Raw genomic sequence first — 18,326 nt, forward strand, 5'->3', positions numbered from 1 at the left:
GGGGCGTCGTGGGGGCGCCCGCGGTCCGCTGATCCCCCAGAGCCTGGCCGTTGCGGTTCACCACCAGGAACAGTCCGGCGGGCGTGAACGTCAGGCCGACCGCCACCCGGACGCCGTTGTCGAAGTAGTGTTCGCTGACACCCCCCACCCCGGGGTGGGTGAGCGCGAGGAGCGACCAGACCGCGGCACACAACAGCGTGCTCCCGGCGGCCGCAAGGGCCGCCGAAACCCCGGCACCGGCGACGCCGATCCCTCTCATCCGCCTCAGTCGGCCTCAGCCGGGGACGGCGGCTGCTCGTCGGCCGCGGTGGCGGTGTGGATCGGGCCGTCGGTCCGGGTGAGCGACCGACCGGTGCCGCCCCAGCGGGCGGCGATGATCTCGGCGGCGACGGAAACCGCCGTCTCCTGCGGCGTGCGGGCACCGAGGTCGAGCCCGGCGGGGGCCGACATCCGAGCCAACTCCCCTTCTTCCAGGCCGGCTTCGCGCAGACGGGCCAGCCGATCGCGATGGGTTCGGCGCGAGCCGAGCGCGCCGATGTACGCCAGTTGCGGCAACCGCAGCGCGGTGACCAGCAGCGGCACGTCGAACTTGTGGTCATGGGTGAGGACGGCCACCACCGTACGGCCGTCGATCCGGCCCTCCGCAGCTTCCTCGGCCAGGTACTCGTGCGGCCATCGCACCACGACCTCGTCCGCGTGCGGGAAGCGGGAGGCGGTGGCGAATACTGCCCGTGCGTCGCACACCGTGACGCGGTAGCCGAGGAAGGACCCCAACTCGGCGACCGCGGCGGCGAAGTCGATCGCACCGAATACCAGCATGCGCGGCGGTGGGACGAACGACCCTACGAACACGGACAGTTCGCCGAGCTCGGTGAGCTCCTCACCGTCCAGGCAGCGGCCCACGGCGTCATAGTGGCGCAGCGCTGTCGTGCCGTGTTCGAGCAGGCCGCGGACGTCGAGGCCCACCGTGCGGTCCAGCACGGCGGAGCCGAGGGTGCCGGAGCCGCGGTCCGGCCAGACGACCAGGCGGCTCCCGAGCGCGCCCGGGCCGTCGTCCGGGCCGGTCACCACGGTGGCCACCGCGACGGGCTCGCCTGCGCTCAACGACGTCACCACGTCCGGCAGTTCGGGGAAGGTTCGGCTGGACACGGGTTCGACGAAGATCTGGATCGTGCCGCCGCAGGTCAGCCCCACCTCGAAAGCGTCGTTGTCGCTCACCCCGTACGACCGCAGCACCGGGCGTCCCGAGATCCGGACCTCCTCGGCCTCTTCGTACACCGCGCCCTCGACGCAGCCGCCCGAGACGCTGCCGACCACGGTGCCGGAGGCCGACACCGCCATCGCCGCACCCGGCCGGCGGGGCGCGCTCCGGAAGGTGCTGACCACGGTGGCCAGCCCGAAGCTCTCGCCCGCGCGGTACCACGGGTACACCTCGTCCAGGATGTCACGCACGGTATCCCCCTTGCGGACGTCGGCGGGCCCGGCGCAGCCGACGCGCGACCCCGAGCAGGATCAACCCGGCGAGGACGATCGGCAGCAAGCGCTTGGCCACCGGTCCGCGGGCCGCAGCGAGCAGGTCCAGCGGCTCGCCCTCCGACGGGGCGGCTTGCGGCTCCCTCACGGGTGCGGCCGGCCCGGCGGCGGGTTCGGCAGCCGCGGGTTCGGCCGCCGGCTGCGTGGCCGGCGCAGCCTCGCCCCCGGTCTCGTGCTCGGCGGCCAGCCGCTCCTCCAGGCAGGCCGTGAACCGGTCCAGCAGCTTGCGGCTGATGTCCGTCATGACGCCCTTGCCGAACTGGGCCACCTTCCCGGTGATGCTGAGCCGGGTCTCGACGGTCACCCGGGTGGCGTCGCCGTCCGGGGCCAGCCGTGCGGTGATGTGCGCGTCGGCGTTGCCCTGGCCGTGCGTGTCCCGTCCGGAGGCGGTGAGCCGCACGGTGTGGTTCGCCTCGTCCAACTCGTCGAACGCGGCAGTGCCCCGGTACTGCACGGTCACCGCGCCGACCCGCACCTTGACCGTGCCGTGGAACCGGTCGCCGTCGACCTCGGTGAGCTGCGCCCCCGGCATGCACGGGGCAATCCGCTCGACGTCGGTGAAGAGCTCCCAGGCCGCTTCCATCGGCAGACTCACGCGGAACTCGTTGGTGAACTCCATGTGGACGGGCCTCCTTGCCCGGATCTACCCGGTTCCCCGGGATTCCGGCCGTCGACGTACGTTCCAACGACGACCGGCCACCCGGCGATTCCCGCCGGAGCCGTCTCCGGTCAGCTCCACAGGCTCACCCGGACGGTCGGCCGATAGTGGTCCACCGGTACGCCGGCGGCCCGTGCCAGCAGGCTCCGCACGGCGGCGGGCGTGGTCACGAACCGGAACAGCGCGGACGCGGCCGGTGAGCGCCGGTCGCCGTGCAGGGCGGCGGCTCGCATCACGCCGTTGACCGGGGTACCGGGGACGGCGACCACGGTGAGAGTGCCGTGGCGCAGCTCGTCCCGGACGAGGTGGAGCGCGGCGAGCGACAGCCCGTCGCCGGCGACGGCCGCGCCCAGTGCTGCGCTGGCGCTGGGGAAGACCGACGCGCCGGCGTCGCCGACGCCGTGCCGCGTCAGGAAGGCGCCGCCGGGCGTCCCGCGGTCGAGCCCGCCCGGGCCGAGCAGCCAGTGCTCCCGGGACAGCCGGTCGATCGGCAGGTGCAGTCGGGCGGCGCCGATGTGGTCCAGCCGGGCGCCGACGTACCGCGGCGAGGCAACCACCACGAGCTGGATGCGTAGGAACGGGATGTGCTCGAGAGTGTCCGGCCTCGGCGGTGCGGCGACCGCTCCGGGCTCGGCGGCGACCGGGCTGATCGCGACATCCGCGCGCCGGTCCAACAGCAGCTCGCCGAGCGCGGTGGACGGCACCGCGAGGGTGGTGGTCTCCACACCCGGGTGCCGCCGGACGAAAGCCTCCAGCAGCGGCGGAATGATCTGCTCGGCGGTCGTCTCGGTGGCGGCGACCCGCAGAGAGGAGCAGTCCGCGCCGGCCTGGCGGACCTGCCGGCGGGTCTCCTCGGCCAGGCCCACGATCTCGGCCGCGCCTGCGGCCAGCCGCCGCCCGCCGGGCGTCAGGGTGATCCCGCCCGCCGCCCGGACGAAGAGCCGGTCGCCGAGCTCGCGGCGCAGCACGGCGACCGCGCCCGAGACCGCGGGCTCGCTGACCCCGAGGGAGATCGCCGCGGCCTTGACCGAGCCGAGCCGGGCCACCGCGACGAAGGCCCTGAGCTGTGTGAGGGTCATCGCCGCCTCCCGCGTGAGCAGACCACCCCCGTATGTCAGCCGTGGACGGCTCTTAACCATTCCCTTCAGTCGGCGTTGACCCGGGTGGCCGGCGGGGCGACAGTGCGGTCGTGCGGTGTCCGGTCCTCACCGCGGGCCCGCCATCACCAGAGGCACTGCACCAGGAGGCGGTCGTGCAGGTTCCCGCATCATTCGAGTACCGGCGAGCAGAGAGCGTGGACCACGCACTCGCCCTGCTGGAGCGGTTCGGTGAGGAGGCCAGGGTCATCGCCGGCGGGCACAGTCTGCTGCCGATGATGAAGCTGCGCCTGGCCCGTCCGGGGCTTCTGGTCGACATCAACGACCTGCACGAACTGGACTACGTCCGGCAGGAGGGCGCGGAGCTGTGCATCGGCGCGCTCACCCGCCACCGCGACCTGCTGGAGTCCGAGCTGGTCGGCCGGCTCTTCCCGATCATCCACGACGCCGAACGGGTGATCGCCGACCCACCGGTGCGCAACCGGGGCACCATCGGCGGCTCGCTCTGCCAGGCCGACCCGGCGGAGGACCTGTCGGCGGTCTGCGCGGCAATCCGGGCAGTGGCGGTGGTGCTCGGCCACGGCGGGCGGCGCTCGGTACCGATGGCGGACTTCTACCAAGGGCCGTACGAGACGGACGTGGGGCTCGGCGAGATGCTGGTCGAGATCCGCGTGCCGATCCTGCCGAACGCCGGCAGTGCCTACGAGAAGGTGGAGCGCAAGACCGGAGACTGGGCCATCGCGGCAGCCGGCGCCGCCCTTTCGCTGGCGGACGGGCGGATCGGAACGGCCGGCGTCGGGCTCGCGGCGGTCGGTGTGTCGGCCGTCGGCTACCGGCGCGCCGAGGAGAGCCTGGTCGGCCGCGAGCCGTCCGAGGAGGCGTTCGCCGAGGCCGGCCGGATCGCCGCCGAGGACTGCGATCCGGTCACCGATACCCGCGGCACCGCCGCCTACAAGCGACACCTGGCCGGCGAGCTCACCGAACGCGCGCTTCGCCGGGCCGCCGAACGGGCCCGGCGGGCCGCGACCACGGCCTGAACGGACGGAAAGGACGCTCGCGATGCAGGTCACCATCAACGTGAACGGCGAGGACCGCACGGCCGAAGTGGAGGCCCGGCACCTGCTGGTCCGCTTCCTTCGCGACGACCTGGGCCTCACCGGCACCCACTGGGGCTGCGACACCAGTAACTGCGGTACCTGCGTCGTGCTGTTCGACGGCGAGCCGGTCAAGAGCTGCACGATGCTGGCGGCCATGGCGGCCGGACACCGGGTGCGCACCGTGGAGAGCCTGGAGACCGCGGATGGCCTCGACCCGGTCCAGCAGGGGTTCATCGAGCAGCACGGGTTGCAGTGCGGATTCTGCACACCGGGCATGATGATGACCGCCCGCGCGCTCCTGGACCGCAATCCGGACCCCACCGACCAGGAGATCCGCGAGGCCATCTCCGGCCAACTGTGCCGGTGCACCGGCTACTTGAACATCGTCCGCGCGGTCCGGTGGGCCGCGCACCACCCGGCGGAGGCCACCGTCACCGCCGATGCGAGCGCGGGGAGCACGCCATGACCGCCGTTCAGGAGACCGGGTCGGCGCCCGCGGAGGAGCGCCCGATCGGCTACGGGCGGCTGAAGCGCAAGGAGGACCCGCGGTTCGTCCGCGGCAAGGGACACTACGTGGACGACGTGCAGCTGCCCGGCATGCTGCACGGCGCCGTGCTGCGCAGCCCGCTGGCGCACGCCCGGATCGTGTCCGTCGACACTTCCGCGGCCGAGTCGCACCCCAAGGTCCGGGCGGTGATCACCGGTGCCACCCTGGAGGGGCTGGGCCTGGCCTGGATGCCCACCCTGTCGATGGACACCCAGGCGGTGCTGGCCACCGACAAGGTGCGCTTCCAGGGTCAGGAGGTGGCGTTCGTCGTCGCCGACGACCACTACGCGGCACGCGACGCCATCGAGCTGATCGACGTCGAGTACGAGCCGCTGCCCCCGGTGGTCGACGCGCGGCACGCGCTGGACGCCGACACACCGGTGATCCGGGACGACCAGGAGGGCCGCACGGACAACCGCATCTTCGACTGGGAGGCGGGCGACAAGGCGGCCACCGACGAGGTGTTCGCGCGTGCCGAGGTGGTCGTCGCCCAGAACATGCTCTACCCGCGCGTGCACCCGGCCCCGCTGGAGACCTGCGGCTGCGTGGCCGACATGGACCCGGTCGACGGCAAACTCACCCTCTGGTCCACCACCCAGGCGCCGCACGCCCACCGCACCCTGTACGCGATGGTCGCCGGGCTGCCCGAGCACAAGATCCGGGTGATCTCCCCGGACATCGGCGGCGGCTTCGGCAACAAGGTCCCCATCTACCCCGGCTACGTGTGCGCGGTCGTGGGCTCGATCCTCACCAAGAAGCCGGTCAAGTGGGTCGAGGACCGCTCCGAGAACCTGATGAGCACCGGCTTCGCCCGCGACTACCACATGAACGGCGAGATCGCGGCGACCCGCGAGGGCCGGATCCTCGCCGTCCGGGTCACGGTGATCGCCGACCACGGCGCGTTCAACGGGACCGCCCAGCCCAGCAAGTTCCCGGCCGGCTTCTTCCACGTCTTCAGCGGCTCGTACGACATCGAGGCCGCCCACTGCGCCGTCACCGGCGTCTACACCAACAAGGCGCCCGGCGGCGTCGCCTACGCCTGCTCGTTCCGGGTCACCGAGGCGGCGTTCCTGATCGAGCGGCTGGTGGACTGCCTGGCGGACGAACTGCACTCCGACCCGGCCGAGTTGCGGATGAAGAACCTGATCCGGCCCGAGCAGTTCCCGTACCCGAGCAAGACCGGCTGGGAGTACGATTCGGGCGACTACCCGGCCACGCTGCGCAAAATGCTGGATCTCGCCGACTACGACGCGCTGCGCCGCGAGCAGGCCGAGCGCCGGGCGCGCGGCGAGCTGATGGGCATCGGGCTGTCGTTCTTCACCGAGACGGTCGGCGCCGGGCCCCGCAGGCACATGGACATCCTCGGCCTCGGGATGGCCGACGGCTGCGAGCTGCGGGTGCACCCGACCGGCAAGGCGGTGGTGCGGCTCAGCGTCCAGAGCCAGGGCCAGGGGCACGAGACGACGTTCGCCCAGATCGTCGCCGAGGAACTCGGCATCCCGCCGGAGGACATCGAGGTGGTGCACGGCGACACCGACCAGACGCCGTTCGGACTCGGCACCTACGGCAGCCGCTCGACTCCGGTCTCGGGCGCCGCGGCGGCGGTGGTGGCCCGCAAGGTCCGCGACAAGGCACGGATCATCGCCGGCGCCATGATGGAGGTCTCCCCCGAAGACCTGGAGTGGGAGAAGGGCCGCTGGTTCGTCAGGGGTGACCCGACGGCCGCGAAGACGATCCAGGAGATCGCGCTCGCCGCGCACGGCGTGCTGGAACTGCCCGAGGGCGTGGAGGGTCATCTGGAGGCCACCACGGTCTACAACCCGCCCAACCTCACCTTCCCGTACGGCGCGTACCTGTGCGTCGTGGACGTCGACCCGGGCACCGGCGTGGTGAAGGTGCGCCGCTTCGTCGCGGTCGACGACTGCGGCACCCGGATCAACCCGATGATCATCGAAGGGCAGGTGCACGGCGGCCTCGCCGACGGCGTCGGCATGGCGCTGAGCGAGATCATCAGCTTCGACGAGGACGGCAACTGCCTGTCCGGCTCCTTCATGGACTACCTCGTGCCGACCGCACTGGAAGTGCCGGCCTGGGAGCTCGGCTACACCGTCACACCGTCCCCGCACCATCCGATCGGAGCCAAGGGCGTCGGCGAGTCCGCGACGGTCGGCTCGCCCGCAGCGGTCGTCAACGCGGTCATGGACGCCATCGGCGTCCGGCACGCGGACATGCCGCTGACCCCTGGACGGGTGTGGCAGGCGATGCACGGAGGCGTGGAGGCGCCGCAGTGAGTGAGCGAAGCGCGGCCGCTGATCACAAGGTGCGTGTGCGCGAAGCGCCCACCGAGCCCCACGAGGTGGCCAGATGAGTGCCGGCCTTGCGTTCGAGCAGCGAATGGCCGAACTGATGCACAGTCAGATCCCCTTCGTCAAGGCCACCGTGGTGCGTGCGCTGCACCCGACCAGCGCGCAGCCGGGAGACACCGCGCTGGTCCTGGAGGACGGCCGGATCGAGGGCTTCGTCGGCGGGGTCTGCGCCGAGGCGACCGTCCGCCTGCAGGCGCTGCGGCTGCTGCACACCGGCGAGTCACTGCTGCTGCGGATCTCGCCCGGCGCTCCCGCGGAGCCACAGGAGGAAGGCGAGGCGGGCACCCTGCTGGTCGCCAACCCGTGCCTGTCCGGCGGCGAGTTGGAGATCTTCCTGGAGCCGCTGCGGCCCGACCCGGTGGTGCTCGTGCTCGGCGACACCCCCATCGGCCGGAGCCTGGTCGCACTCGGTGCCGGGCTCGAGTACGACATCCGGACCGCCGCCGAGGAGGTCACCGCGGAGGAACTCGCCGACGTGGCGGCCGTGGTGATCGCCTCCCACGGACGACAGGAGGAGGGGCTGCTGACCCGTGCCGCGCGGGCCGGGGTGCCGTACGTCGCGCTGGTCGCGAGCCGCCGTCGCGGCGCCACCGTGCTCGGCGGCCTCGACCTCACCGCCGAGCAGCGGGACCGGATCCACACGCCGGCCGGGCTGTGGATCGGCGCCCGCACGCCCGGCGAGATCGCCGTATCGATCCTGGCCGAGCTGGTGGCCTCGCGGCACGCCCTGTCGGTACACACCGAACACACCGAGGAGGCGACCGCCGAACCGGCTCCGCCGCCCGCCGAACCGCAGACCGCGCTCGACCCGGTCTGCGGCATGACCGTCGCCGTCGTCGCCGACACCCCGTACTCGGACGCCCGTGGGCACCGGCACTGGTTCTGCTCGACAGGCTGCCGCGACCGCTTCGAGGCCGAGACCGCCCAGCCCGCGGAGGCGCTGTGACCGGGGCCGCCATACCCGCGACGACCGAGTCGGCCCGGGCGGCAGTCGCGCGGGCCGTACCGGACCCGACGACCCTGCACGCCTCGCTGGACTCCGTCGGCTACCTCGCCGACCCGGGCCTGACCACCGCGCTCTACCTCGCGTTGCGCCTGCCCCAGCCGTTGCTGCTGGAGGGCGAACCCGGCGTCGGCAAGACCGAGGCCGCCCGTGCCCTGGCCGACGTTCTCGGCAGCCCACTGATCCGGCTGCAGTGCTACGACGGACTCGACGCCGCCGAGGCGCTGTACGAGTGGAACTATCCGCGCCAGTTGCTGAGCATCCGGCTCGCCGAGAGCCAGGGCGTGGCACTGGACGAGGCCGACCTCTTCACCGACGCCTTCCTGCTGCGCCGCCCGGTACTCGCCGCGCTGACCCACCCGGGCCCCATGCCCGCGGTGCTACTGATCGACGAGATCGACCGCGCCGACGACGACTTCGAGGCCTTCCTCCTGGAGGTGCTGGCCGAGGCCAGTGTCACCATCCCGGAACTGGGCACCGTGCGTGCCACCGTCACACCAGTCGTCGTACTCACCTCCAATCGCACCCGCGACCTGCACGACGCCCTCAAGAGGCGTTGCCTCTACCACTGGATCGACTACCCCGACACCGAACGGGTCGTCGAGATCGTGCGCCGCCGTGTCCCCGGGACCACGCTCTCGCTCGCGGCCGACGTGGCAGCGTCGGTACACCGGATGCGGACCCTGGAGGTCCAGAAGCCGCCCGGGATCGCCGAGAGCATCGACTGGGTCGGCGCGCTCACCCTGCTCGGCGTGGAGCGGCTCGACGACGCCGCCGCCGACCGGACCCTCGGGGTCCTCCTCAAGTACCGGGAGGACGTCGACCTGGTACGCGACCGCGGGCTCGCCTGGCTGGTCGGCAGACCCGAGAACTGATCCCCATGGCCGCACCGCCCGCCGGACTCCCTCCCTTCGACCGGCCCGCCTTCGCTGCCCGCTTCGGCGCCGCGCTGCACCGGGCGGGTGTCCCGGTCACGCCCGAGCGTTCGGGCCGCTTCCTCGACGTACTGCACCTACTACCGCCCGTGGACCGGCCGACGCTGTACTGGGCGGCCCGGCTGGCCTTCGTCACGGCCCATGAACAGATCGAGCCGTTCAACCGCGTCTTCGCCGCACTCTTCGGCGGACAGGCGGACCCCGCCGACAACAGGGGATCCCCCGACAACCCGCCGCTCCCGAGCCTCGAACCCGGACCCGGCGCACCCCCGGCCGCCCTCCCGACACCGCCACGCCCCGTGGCCGCGTCGCTGCCGAATGGAGCGCTCCACCGGGACGCCGACGACGAAGCGCGCGACCGGCCCACCCGCACCGGTGCGGAGCGGTTGGCCGGCAGTACCGCCGAAGCACTCGCGCAGCAGGACTTCGGCACCTTCGGACCAGGCGAACTGGCCCAGCTGGACCGCCTGTTGGACAACCTCGCGATCAGCCTCCCGCTGCGCCGCACCCGCCGTCGGGAGGCCGACCCGCAGGGGCGCCACATCGACCTCCGCCGGAGCCTGCGGCACAGCCTGCGAACCGGTGGGGAGACCGTCCGGCTGGCACGGTCGTACGGCCGGCTGCGCCGCCGACCGCTGGTGCTGCTGTGCGACGTCTCCGGCTCCATGGAGCCGTACACCCGCGTCTACGTGCGGTTCTTCTCCCGGCTGTGCGCACGGGCGGGGTCCGGGGTGGCCGCAGAGATCTTCGTCTTCGCCACCCGCCTGACCCGTCTGACGCCGGTGCTGCGGCACACGGCTCCGGATGCCGCACTGCGCCGGGCGAGCCGGGCCGCCCCCGACTGGTCCGGCGGCACGCTGATCGGGCGGGCGCTCGCGGAGTTCAACGACCGCTTCGGACGGCGCGGCATGGCCCGGGGAGCGGTGGTTGTGATCTTCTCCGACGGCTGGGAGGGCGAGGACCCGTCAGCCGTCGGCCGGGAGACGGCCCGGCTCAGCCGACTCGCCCATCGCATCGTCTGGGCCAACCCCCGTAAGGCTTCGCCCGGTTACGCCCCGCTCACCGCCGGGATCGCCGCAGCACTCCCGCACTGCGACGCCTTCGTGAGCGGGCACAGCCTCGCGGCGATGGCGGACGTCTTCGACGCCATCGCCGACCGCGAGCCATCAGCGGCAGAGCGAACCGGGCGAACCCGGTAGGCACTCGCGACACGCCCCTGGACCCACCCGTTCGCTTCGATCGGTGTGCGGGCGGGCTGCCGGGGTGGTCGACTCGGCCTGTCGGAGTTCGGCCGGTATCGAGGGAGTGCGGTATGGCGATCGTGGCGGTTTTCGAGCTGTCGGGGATGACCGAGGCTCAGTACGACAAGAGCGTGGAGAAGGTCGCAGGCCGTCCGGGACCGGTCAGGAGCCCGGAGGACTGGCCGGTGCCGGGACTCGTCTCGCACACCGCCGCGCCCACTGCGGACGGCTGGCTCGTCGTGGATGTATGGGAGTCGGAGGAGGCGTTCCGGGAGTTCGGAGAGGTCATCGTTCCGATCCTGAACGAACTGGGGGTTCAGAACCCGCAGCCGAGGATCTACCCGGTTCACGCCATGGTGACCCGATAGCCCTCCGAATCCGCGTAGGGCTGCGACCGCGTGTGCCGCCGCCGAGCCACGGAGGAGGAACCCTCCCACAAGCCCCCTGGCGCCTGCGTCACGGTGGCAGCAGCGTTCACCCGGTGACGAAGTCGCCCATCATTGCCATGTCCTCGTGCTCCAGGTTGTGGCAATGCAGCATGAACGCTCCTGCGTAATCGGTGAACCGGACGGCGACTTCAAGGCCCTCGGCCGGGCGCAGGTCGACGGTGTCCTTCCAGCCCGCGTCGTACGGGCCGGGACCGGCGCCGTTGCGGGACAGCACCTGGAAGTGGTCCAGATGCAGGTGGATCGGGTGGTGGAAGTCCGTGACGAACCGCCAGATCTCCGTGGAACCCAGCCCGGGCCGGGCCAGCGCGCGCCCTGGCAGGTAGGGCAGACCGTTGATCGTCCAGCCGTCCGCGCTCTGCTGGAACACGAACGTCCGGGTGGCCACCGCGGCCTTCGGGTCGAGCCGCTCGACCCTGGCGAGCCGGTCGGGCACCGCGGAATCGTCCGGGACCGGCCCCGGGGTGACGTCGAACCGCATCACCTCGGCGGTGGTACCGCTGCCGAGGCGGTTGACCAACCGGACCCGGGTGCCGGGCCGGTAGCGGGAGAAGTCGACCACGGTGTCGAATCGCTCGGCCGGAGCGAGCTCCAACTCGTCGTGCCTCCGCGGCCGGCCAAGCAGTCCGCCGTCTCCCCCGATCTGCACCAGACCCCCGCCTCCGGGCGGCTGCGGGTCGAGCGCCAGCCGGTACCGGCGAGCGTTCGACGCGTTGAGTAGGCGCAGGCGATAGCGGGCCGGCCGGGTTTCCAGCACGGGCCAGGGTGCGCCGTTGACCAGGATGACATCGCCGAGAACGCCGTCCTTTTGGTCAACCAACTACCTTGAATGGTCGGCACGGCGGTCGGCAATCAGGTCCCGGTACCAGGTGTATGAGGCCTTCGGCGTGCGCACCTGCGTCTCGAAGTCGACATGCACGAGGCCGAACCTCTGATTGAACCCCTCGGCCCATCGAACAGGCTGTCATTCTACCCAGAAGCCCGTTCTCCATCTTCAATCCTCGCGCCTACTAGAGCAGTTGGAGACGACGGAAGCTCACGGTACCTCGGTGCAGGCGGCGTGCCCTCCGCAAGGAACAACGTCGAGGACCGCGAGCTGGCCGTCTCGATCACAAAGGACGCGGTCAAATCCCGGTGCCATTGGGCGACCGGCCTCGGGTCACGCTAGGTCAAGCAACCGCTCGTAAAGCCGTAGCCGCGGTGCACGTCGACCAGATGGATCTCCAGGCTCCAGTGGCATCGACCCGCACGGGGCGAGGGCGGCTGGCGGCATCGGCTGGCTGCGGGCGGTTGGGTCCCACGACGGCCCCGGACCTTTCACCATCCGTATCTCGACCGACTGGAGCAAGATCACCGACAACAGCCTGGAGCAGGTCCTCGGCCTGACCGACAGCGGGGTGGGCGGCTGGCGGAACCGCCGCCCAGCCGTACCCGAGGCCGAGGGAAGCCCCGGCAGGCGACGCGCGACCAACCCGCCGCGGACCGCACCGCCGGCGCAGGGGACGTCAGGCGTGGTGGCGCTGGACGAACCGCTGGCATCGGTGACCGGCCCGTCTCCCTGACGTGCGAGGACACGAGCAGCCCGGCCTACGCCGCGCGTCACGCCGTAGGTCAAGAATGAACTACGGCGTGGCGACTGACATCGCAATGACGGGCGTAGTGGTGCTTGTCAGGCTGGTGGTGGGGTGGCCAGCAGGGAGCGGAACTGTTGATGGCCGCGGGCGGCTGCGCGGTTGATGATGTCCTGGGCCAGTTCGGCATGGTCGGGATCCTGCAGGCCTGTGCGCAGCACAAAGTGCTGATATCGGCTTCGTGGAGGCTGGGGGTCCAGGGAGCCATCCTCTCGGACGGACCGGTCCGCACGAATCCCGGTTTGCCCCTGACAGCACACCGACGCCCCGGGCCGAGGGGTCTCGTCCCGGGGCGTCGTGGGTTCGCCGGCTCAGTGCTCGGCGGGCGGATCCTGGTGCCACTCGGAGTTCCGGTCGAACCGCAGGACGAGGAGCTTGTCCGCCTCCTGGTTCTGCGCGTGGTCGACGGAGCGGTAGAGCAGCCGGTGCTTGCCCTCGCCGGTCACCGGGATCGGACCGGTGTAGGTCTGCCAGCCCGTGCCGTCGAGGTTGTACTCGGTCATGGCGACGCCGGAGAGGTCGTCGGTGGCGGTGAGGACGACCCGCACCTCGCCCTGGTGGCCGCCGCCGTCCCTGTGCGGGTGGACGCCCGTCCGGGCGGTGGTGACCGGCGGGGTGACGTCCACCGGGAGGTCCATCGCCTCGTCCTCGGGGGTCGCCTCGTTCTCGAGGGTGGGCGCCGGGACGCCGGCCGCCTCGCCGCCGGAGTGGCCTACCGCGCCGCCGCGCAGCACGAGGGCGTTCCAGTCGTCGTGCCCGGCAAGGGAGGTCTGGAAGCCGTCACCGTTGATGTCGACGCCGACCGTGGTGTCGGAGATCCGGCCGTCGCAGTTCCAGTCCACGGCGGCCTTGTTCGACTGGACGGTGACGAACTTGCCGACCGTCCCGTCGACACCGGGGCAGAAGTGGCTGACGTCGTAGAGCGGGTTGGTCGGCGGGTAGACCCGCTCGTCCAGGGCGGCCTCGTTCAGCGACAGGTTCTGCCGCGAGTAGTCGAGGAGGCCCTTGGTCGTCCCCACGGTCAGGCCGAACTGGTAGCTGTAGTTCATCACGCTGAAGTACTGCGGCTCGTGGTTCGGAACGTCGGAGTTGCCGCTGTGCCGCAGGCCGAGGTTGTGGCCGAGCTCGTGCATCAGGGTGCCGGCCTGCTCGTCGACGGTGCCGACGTTGTTGGTGAAGCTCCCCAGGCTGACGATGAGGTCGCTGCCGGGCGTGCCGGCGGAGATCCCGCTGGAGCGGGAGCCGCTCTCCAGGTTGTGCGCGGAGATCGCGTAGTGGAAGATCGGTCCCCGCGCGGTGCTGCGGAAGCCGCCGGTGGCGTTCTTCAGCGCGGTGAACGCGTCCCACTGGTAGAGGCCGTTGACCTTGGTGCCGAGGTTGGTCGTCTCGGTGAGCTGCTTGGCCCGACTGAGGGTTCCCCAGGTGGTGTTGGCGGCGAAGTCCATGATGCTGTTGGGCCCGGCGTCGATGTGCAGGTTGATGCCGGTGCCGGTCTGTCCCCGCTTGGTGTACGGCGCGTTCTTGAAGGCGTCCACGACCTTCTTGATCGCGGCGGGGTCGATCGCGTGGCTGTGGGCGGTGTTGGCCATCCAGTCGAGCTGGACGAAGACGTCCGGCCGGTTGACGTCGGCGCCCATCGCCTTGAGGTCGATGAACTTGGCGGGGCTGCCGTCGCCCGGGTCGAGGGTGACGCCGTTGAGCTTCCAGGCGTCGGGGATGCCGTCACAGGTCTTGGAGTTGCAGTCGAAGGTCCAGCGAACGGGGGTGTTCTGGTCGGTGCCGCCGGTGTGGCTGATCACGTACCCGGTGGGCGCGGACTCGGTGTAGGCGTTGGCCCCGGTGAAGGGCACGTCCCAGCCGATCCGGGTGGTCGCGCCGTTCTCTCCCTGGACGGTGTAGTCGAGCGTGCCCTTCGTGCCGTACGCGGAGTTGCACGGCCCCACCGTCCAGGTGGCGGTGGTGCCGGCCTGGATCGTCGCGGGCGCGAAGGGGATCACACACCCCTCGGGCACGTTGATGGCGAAGCCGGTCAGGTCGCGGTCGCTCTTGTTCTCGAACTGCACCGACACGGTGCCGCCCACTCGGCGGGCGGCTGCGGCCGGAGTGACGGCCGCGGCGACGGTGAACAGGGCCAGGACCAGGACGAAGAGCGCCGCGAGCCCGCGTCGCCGGGGCGCCCCGGCGACGCCCGGCCCGCCCGGGGCGCCGAGAGAACGATCTGCTGTCATGCCGGTCACGCTAGGCGCGAGATTGACAACACTCCGTAACGACTCGACGGGGCGTCACTCCGACGGCCGCCACCGACCGTCCGGCGCTGCCCAACGGTCAGGGGCGGGGCGGCGTCAGTGGACCACGACCGGATCTGTTTGACCCTCACGTGGCGTGATGCTGCATTGTCGGTCGCGTGGAAGAGCACCTGACCGTGGGACGCGTGGCCGAGCTGGCAGGCGTGAGCGTCCGCACGCTGCATCACTACGACGAGATCGGCCTCGTGCACCCGTCCGCGCGAACCGCGTCCGGGTACCGGGCCTACTCGCCCGACGACGTGGAGCGGTTGCGGGAGGTGCTCGCCTACCGGCGGCTGGGCTTCGGATTGCGCGAGGTCGCGGATCTGGTGGACGACCCGAACACCGACGCCGTCGCGCACCTGCACCGGCTGCGCGGTCTGCTGGTGGAACAGCGCGACCGTGCCGCCGCGACGGTGACGGCCATCGACAGGGAACTGGAGGCACGGGCCATGGGGATCAGGACGACGCCGGAGGAACAGCTCAAAGTGTTCGGCGCGCAGCTGTACGAATCCATCGGGTCCGCCTACCCCGCGACGCGGCGCACCGAGCCGCGGATCGCCGCGAGGATCTGGGAGGCGCTCGGGGACGCCCGGACGGTCTTGAACGTCGGGGCCGGCACCGGCTCCTACGAACCGCAGGACCGCGAGGTCACGGCGGTGGAACCGTCGGCGGTCATGCGGGCACAGCGTCCTGCGGGCGCGGCGCCGTGCGTGGCTGCCAGTGCGGAGCGGCTGCCGTTCTCTGACCAGTCCTTCGACGCCGCGATGGCGGTCAGCACCGTTCACCACTGGCCGGACCCGATCGCCGGGCTGCGCGAGCTCAAGCGGGTGGCCCGGCGTGTGGTGGTGTTCACGTACGACGCCAGTACGACCGGCTGGCTCCAGCGGTTCTGGCTCACCCGTGACTACCTGCCTGAATTCGCCGACCTTCTCGTCGGGTGGCCTTCGCTGGCCGACATGGCCCATGCGATCGGGGGCCGCGCGGAGCCGGTGCTCATCCCGTGGGACTGCGCCGACGGCTTCTTCGAGGCCCACTGGCGCCGCCCCGAGGCCTACCTGGACGATCACGTGCGCCGCGCGGTGTCCGTCTGGACCAGGGTCGGACCGCAGGCCGAGCAGCGGGCGGTGAACATGCTCCGCGACGGCCTCTCCTCCGGCCGCTGGGCCGAATGCAACCGCGACCTCGTCGCCCTCGACGCGGCGGAGCTCGGCCTGCGCCTTCTCGTGGCCTGATCCATCGTGCACGAGAACGCCGCGAGCCGCTTCGGTGTGCGGACGGCTGCCAAGTACACGCGTTCCCGACGTCATTGACTTGTAGAGAGGTGGACGTGTCGACACGGACCGCGGAAGCGGCGGAGGCGGGGGCGGTACGATGCAGCCGCGCAGGGGTGTTCTGGCGTTACTGGACCGCCTCGACGGTCAGCCGCCTCGGCGACCAGGTGACGGCCGTGGCGCTGCCGCTGGTCGCCATGGTCACCCTGCACGCGTCGGCGATCCAGGTCGGTCTGATCACCGCCGCCACCTATGTCGCCTGGCTGCTGCTCGGACTGCCCGCCGGCGTCCTGGTCGTACCAGGTCACCGCCCAGGATGACGGCGCCGAAGGCGCATTCGAGGCCTTGGACGGTCTAGATGTGGCCGAGCCGATCGTCGCCACCCTGGTCGAACGCCCAGCGCATGCCACAGGATTAGCCACGCTTGCCATGGCCCCCACCTTGCCCTGCCCGCCGGCACGGCGACCAGGCGCCCTCCGCTTCCGCTTCGCAGGAATCCACCGGAGGAGCACCTCCAGCGGACCAGTCCAGACGGGCGCCTGCTGGACGGGCGTTGGGTGCGGCCGGAATTCCCGCCCACTGTCTTGCCGCTGCCATCGTCACGAGATGTCGAGCCGCATCGCATCCCCAGCACCGCCGCGCGGCCCACCTACCTTCCTTGGCCGGCCCGGTGAACCGCGATCAGCTCGCGATACCAGGCATATGAGGCCTTCGGGGTGCGGCGCTGGGTCTCGAAGTCGACATAGACCAGGCCGAATCTCTGACTGAACCCCTCAGGCCGTCGAACAGACTGTCACTTTACGGCCCGGTGCGCGAAACCCGATTGCCGAGACGCCACCCGAGAGTGGGATCACCGACGTCCTGGGAGGCCCGGGTCAGGCAGAGACGCGGGTCAGGCAGAGGCGCGCTCCAGCAGGCCGCCGCGCTTCCCGGGTGCGAAGACGAGCTGCCAGCCGACCGCGGTCGCCAGTGCCCAGATCAGCCATCCGACGCCGAGATGCCGTGCGAAGACGCCGAGCGCCGACAGCAGGAGCAGGCAGGGCAGTGCCCAGCCGAGGACGTCTTGCCACCGTGCACCGGAGACCACGGAGGACACCACGCTGACGCCGAAGTACACCATGAGGCCCGCGCAGAGCAACCACCGGACGCCGCTCCCCGCAGGGTCGTGCGGATGCGCGATGGCCAGGCCCAGGCCGGCGGCGACGGAGGCGAGCGCGCCGGTCGTCAGGCAGTGCAGGGACAGGGCCAACCGCACCGGAAGATCGCGCCGGCCGGTCTTCGGGATCCCACCGAAGCCGTAGAGCAGCGACATGCTCCACAGGCCGGACAGCAGGGCGAACGAACCCACCGCCGCGCCGGCCAGGTGCACATCCCAGGAGGTGTCGGCGGCGACCGAGGTGATCTGGATGACCCCCTCGCCGAGCACGATGATGACGTAGAGGCTCAGCCGCTCCATCAGGTGCGGCACATCGGCGTAGGCCGCCTCGATCACCGGCAGCCGCCCGCGGTCGCCGTTCCTCCTCACGAGGCGCCCCGCCCACTCCTGCGCGCCCCGCAGCATGTGGCTGCCGGCGTCCACGAGTATGGCCAGCAGGTCGAACCCGATTCCCAGGGCCCACAGCCAGTAGCGCGCCGGAGCATCCACCCACAGCGACACGATCCACGGCAGGACACCGAGACCCATCTGGGCCACCGGCCAGTCCATCACCACCCGCCCGCGCCGCCAGAACCGGCTGGACAGCCAGCGCAGGAAGACGTATGCGGCGACGAACGCGAGGTGGTGCCTCGTACCGCGGATCCCGGGGACGGCCGCGACCATGACGGCGAGGCCGAGCATCGCCAGCAGGAGACCGGGCGTCCGGGCGCGGTCACCCTCGACGTTCCCGTAGACGGTGAAGCAGACCCAGGCGATCCAGAAGGCGAGGTACAGCAGGACGTACAGGGCGAGATCGGCGGCCGTCGGGCCCTCGTGCAGGAGGTGTGACAACTGCAGCACGCCCGCGACGACGACGAGGTCGAAGAAGAGCTCGGTCCAGGAGGCATGCCGCTCGACGCCGCCCGCCGACTCGGCGGTGTTCATGAATGTCATGAGGTGATCATCGGTCATGCTCCGATCGGTGATCTCCTGCAGGCTCCGGGCGGTGGCGTCAGCACCCTCCAACGCAGTCCGATCCGACAACCGCTCACCCACCGGCGACTTCACCTGTCCGGGA

General features: G+C 71.3%; 17 protein-coding genes and 2 pseudogenes. 9 read left to right on the plus strand and 10 right to left on the minus strand.

The window, feature by feature from the left end; translation table 11 throughout:
* From ACFV04_RS31930 to ACFV04_RS31945, 4 genes are all read right to left on the minus strand, one after another.
* Window positions 1–259, minus strand: a 259-nt coding sequence (locus ACFV04_RS31930) for a hypothetical protein (RefSeq protein WP_380534280.1), incomplete at its 3' end; no start/stop codon positions are given.
* A gap of 5 nt (window positions 260–264) precedes the next feature.
* Entirely contained in the window at window positions 265–1,452 is a 1,188-nt protein-coding gene (locus ACFV04_RS31935; RefSeq protein WP_380534282.1) for an XdhC family protein, read from the minus strand.
* The gene (locus ACFV04_RS31940) at window positions 1,445–2,152 is read right to left on the minus strand and encodes an SRPBCC family protein (RefSeq protein ID WP_380342572.1); all 708 of its coding nucleotides are present in this window, start codon (window positions 2,150–2,152) and stop codon (window positions 1,445–1,447) included. The genes ACFV04_RS31935 and ACFV04_RS31940 overlap by 8 nt, the downstream gene beginning before the upstream one ends.
* Before the next feature lie 110 nt (window positions 2,153–2,262).
* Window positions 2,263–3,270: a LysR family transcriptional regulator gene (locus ACFV04_RS31945; RefSeq protein WP_380534284.1), complete on the minus strand. Its 1,008-nt coding sequence runs from the start codon at window positions 3,268–3,270 to the stop codon at window positions 2,263–2,265.
* Between the two features lie 173 nt (window positions 3,271–3,443).
* Here ACFV04_RS31945 and ACFV04_RS31950 point away from each other — a divergent pair, with 173 nt between their 5' ends.
* The 7 genes from ACFV04_RS31950 (at window position 3,444) to ACFV04_RS31980 (ending at window position 10,845) form a co-directional block, all read left to right on the plus strand.
* On the plus strand, window positions 3,444–4,325 hold the full coding sequence (locus ACFV04_RS31950) for an FAD binding domain-containing protein (RefSeq protein WP_380342576.1): 882 nt from the start codon (window positions 3,444–3,446) through the stop codon (window positions 4,323–4,325).
* 22 nt (window positions 4,326–4,347) lie between these two features.
* Window positions 4,348–4,851, plus strand: a complete 504-nt coding sequence (locus ACFV04_RS31955) for a (2Fe-2S)-binding protein (RefSeq protein WP_380342578.1) — start codon at window positions 4,348–4,350, stop codon at window positions 4,849–4,851.
* Window positions 4,848–7,223 (plus strand): aerobic carbon-monoxide dehydrogenase large subunit, encoded by a 2,376-nt coding sequence (locus tag ACFV04_RS31960; protein WP_380342581.1) that lies wholly within the window; start codon window positions 4,848–4,850, stop codon window positions 7,221–7,223. Before ACFV04_RS31955 ends, ACFV04_RS31960 begins: the two co-directional genes overlap by 4 nt.
* 73 nt (window positions 7,224–7,296) lie before the next feature.
* Window positions 7,297–8,244 (plus strand): XdhC family protein, encoded by a 948-nt coding sequence (locus tag ACFV04_RS31965; protein WP_380342584.1) that lies wholly within the window; start codon window positions 7,297–7,299, stop codon window positions 8,242–8,244.
* Window positions 8,241–9,176: an AAA family ATPase gene (locus ACFV04_RS31970; RefSeq protein ID WP_380342586.1), complete on the plus strand. Its 936-nt coding sequence runs from the start codon at window positions 8,241–8,243 to the stop codon at window positions 9,174–9,176. The genes ACFV04_RS31965 and ACFV04_RS31970 overlap by 4 nt, the downstream gene beginning before the upstream one ends.
* Window positions 9,177–9,181: 5 nt before the next feature.
* The gene (locus ACFV04_RS31975; RefSeq protein ID WP_380534287.1) at window positions 9,182–10,435 is read left to right on the plus strand and encodes a VWA domain-containing protein; all 1,254 of its coding nucleotides are present in this window, start codon (window positions 9,182–9,184) and stop codon (window positions 10,433–10,435) included.
* A gap of 113 nt (window positions 10,436–10,548) precedes the next feature.
* On the plus strand, window positions 10,549–10,845 hold the full coding sequence (locus tag ACFV04_RS31980; protein WP_380342592.1) for a hypothetical protein: 297 nt from the start codon (window positions 10,549–10,551) through the stop codon (window positions 10,843–10,845).
* A gap of 106 nt (window positions 10,846–10,951) precedes the next feature.
* Here the strand turns inward: ACFV04_RS31980 and ACFV04_RS31985 are convergent, their stop codons facing one another.
* The 4 genes and pseudogenes from ACFV04_RS31985 to ACFV04_RS32000 all read right to left on the minus strand — a co-directional run bounded on the left by ACFV04_RS31985 (window position 10,952) and on the right by ACFV04_RS32000 (window position 14,782).
* Window positions 10,952–11,743, minus strand: coding sequence for a multicopper oxidase family protein (locus ACFV04_RS31985; protein WP_380342594.1), 792 nt, complete (start codon window positions 11,741–11,743; stop codon window positions 10,952–10,954).
* Window positions 11,744–11,875: pseudogene (locus ACFV04_RS31990) on the minus strand (family 1 glycosylhydrolase); the annotation flags it as partial.
* A 717-nt stretch (window positions 11,876–12,592) separates the two neighbouring features.
* Window positions 12,593–12,715 (minus strand): hypothetical protein, encoded by a 123-nt coding sequence (locus ACFV04_RS31995; RefSeq protein ID WP_380342597.1) that lies wholly within the window; start codon window positions 12,713–12,715, stop codon window positions 12,593–12,595.
* 150 nt (window positions 12,716–12,865) lie between these two features.
* Window positions 12,866–14,782, minus strand: coding sequence for an OmpL47-type beta-barrel domain-containing protein (locus ACFV04_RS32000; RefSeq protein WP_380534290.1), 1,917 nt, complete (start codon window positions 14,780–14,782; stop codon window positions 12,866–12,868).
* Window positions 14,783–14,958: 176 nt separating this feature from the next.
* Here ACFV04_RS32000 and ACFV04_RS32005 point away from each other — a divergent pair, with 176 nt between their 5' ends.
* Both ACFV04_RS32005 and ACFV04_RS32010 read left to right on the plus strand, forming a co-directional pair.
* On the plus strand, window positions 14,959–16,074 hold the full coding sequence (locus ACFV04_RS32005) for a MerR family transcriptional regulator (RefSeq protein ID WP_380534292.1): 1,116 nt from the start codon (window positions 14,959–14,961) through the stop codon (window positions 16,072–16,074).
* A gap of 95 nt (window positions 16,075–16,169) precedes the next feature.
* A complete protein-coding gene (locus ACFV04_RS32010) occupies window positions 16,170–16,433 on the plus strand; it encodes a hypothetical protein (protein ID WP_380534294.1) in 264 nt (87 codons plus the stop codon).
* A gap of 329 nt (window positions 16,434–16,762) precedes the next feature.
* Here the strand turns inward: ACFV04_RS32010 and ACFV04_RS32015 are convergent.
* Both ACFV04_RS32015 and ACFV04_RS32020 read right to left on the minus strand, forming a co-directional pair.
* Window positions 16,763–16,888 (minus strand): annotated as a pseudogene (locus ACFV04_RS32015) (family 1 glycosylhydrolase); the annotation flags it as partial.
* Window positions 16,889–17,005: 117 nt separating this feature from the next.
* On the minus strand, window positions 17,006–18,202 hold the full coding sequence (locus ACFV04_RS32020) for a low temperature requirement protein A (RefSeq protein ID WP_380534296.1): 1,197 nt from the start codon (window positions 18,200–18,202) through the stop codon (window positions 17,006–17,008).
* Window positions 18,203–18,326: the final 124 nt, after the last annotated feature.

This window comes from Kitasatospora sp. NPDC059599 (assembly GCF_042735125.1).
GTDB lineage: Bacteria > Actinomycetota > Actinomycetes > Streptomycetales > Streptomycetaceae > Kitasatospora.

What these genes read in the sequence shown, in the direction of transcription:
- ACFV04_RS31940 (WP_380342572.1), bottom strand. Translation starts at nt 2,152, where the DNA reads ATGGAGTTCACCAACGAGTTCCGCGTGAGTCTGCCGATGGAAGCGGCC.
- ACFV04_RS31955 (WP_380342578.1), top strand. Translation starts at nt 4,348, where the DNA reads ATGCAGGTCACCATCAACGTGAACGGCGAGGACCGCACGGCCGAAGTG.
- ACFV04_RS31960 (WP_380342581.1), top strand. Translation starts at nt 4,848, where the DNA reads ATGACCGCCGTTCAGGAGACCGGGTCGGCGCCCGCGGAGGAGCGCCCG.
- ACFV04_RS32000 (WP_380534290.1), bottom strand. Translation starts at nt 14,782, where the DNA reads ATGACAGCAGATCGTTCTCTCGGCGCCCCGGGCGGGCCGGGCGTCGCC.
- ACFV04_RS31975 (WP_380534287.1), top strand. Translation starts at nt 9,182, where the DNA reads ATGGCCGCACCGCCCGCCGGACTCCCTCCCTTCGACCGGCCCGCCTTC.
- ACFV04_RS31980 (WP_380342592.1), top strand. Translation starts at nt 10,549, where the DNA reads ATGGCGATCGTGGCGGTTTTCGAGCTGTCGGGGATGACCGAGGCTCAG.
- ACFV04_RS31945 (WP_380534284.1), bottom strand. Translation starts at nt 3,270, where the DNA reads ATGACCCTCACACAGCTCAGGGCCTTCGTCGCGGTGGCCCGGCTCGGC.
- ACFV04_RS31965 (WP_380342584.1), top strand. Translation starts at nt 7,297, where the DNA reads ATGAGTGCCGGCCTTGCGTTCGAGCAGCGAATGGCCGAACTGATGCAC.
- ACFV04_RS32020 (WP_380534296.1), bottom strand. Translation starts at nt 18,202, where the DNA reads ATGACATTCATGAACACCGCCGAGTCGGCGGGCGGCGTCGAGCGGCAT.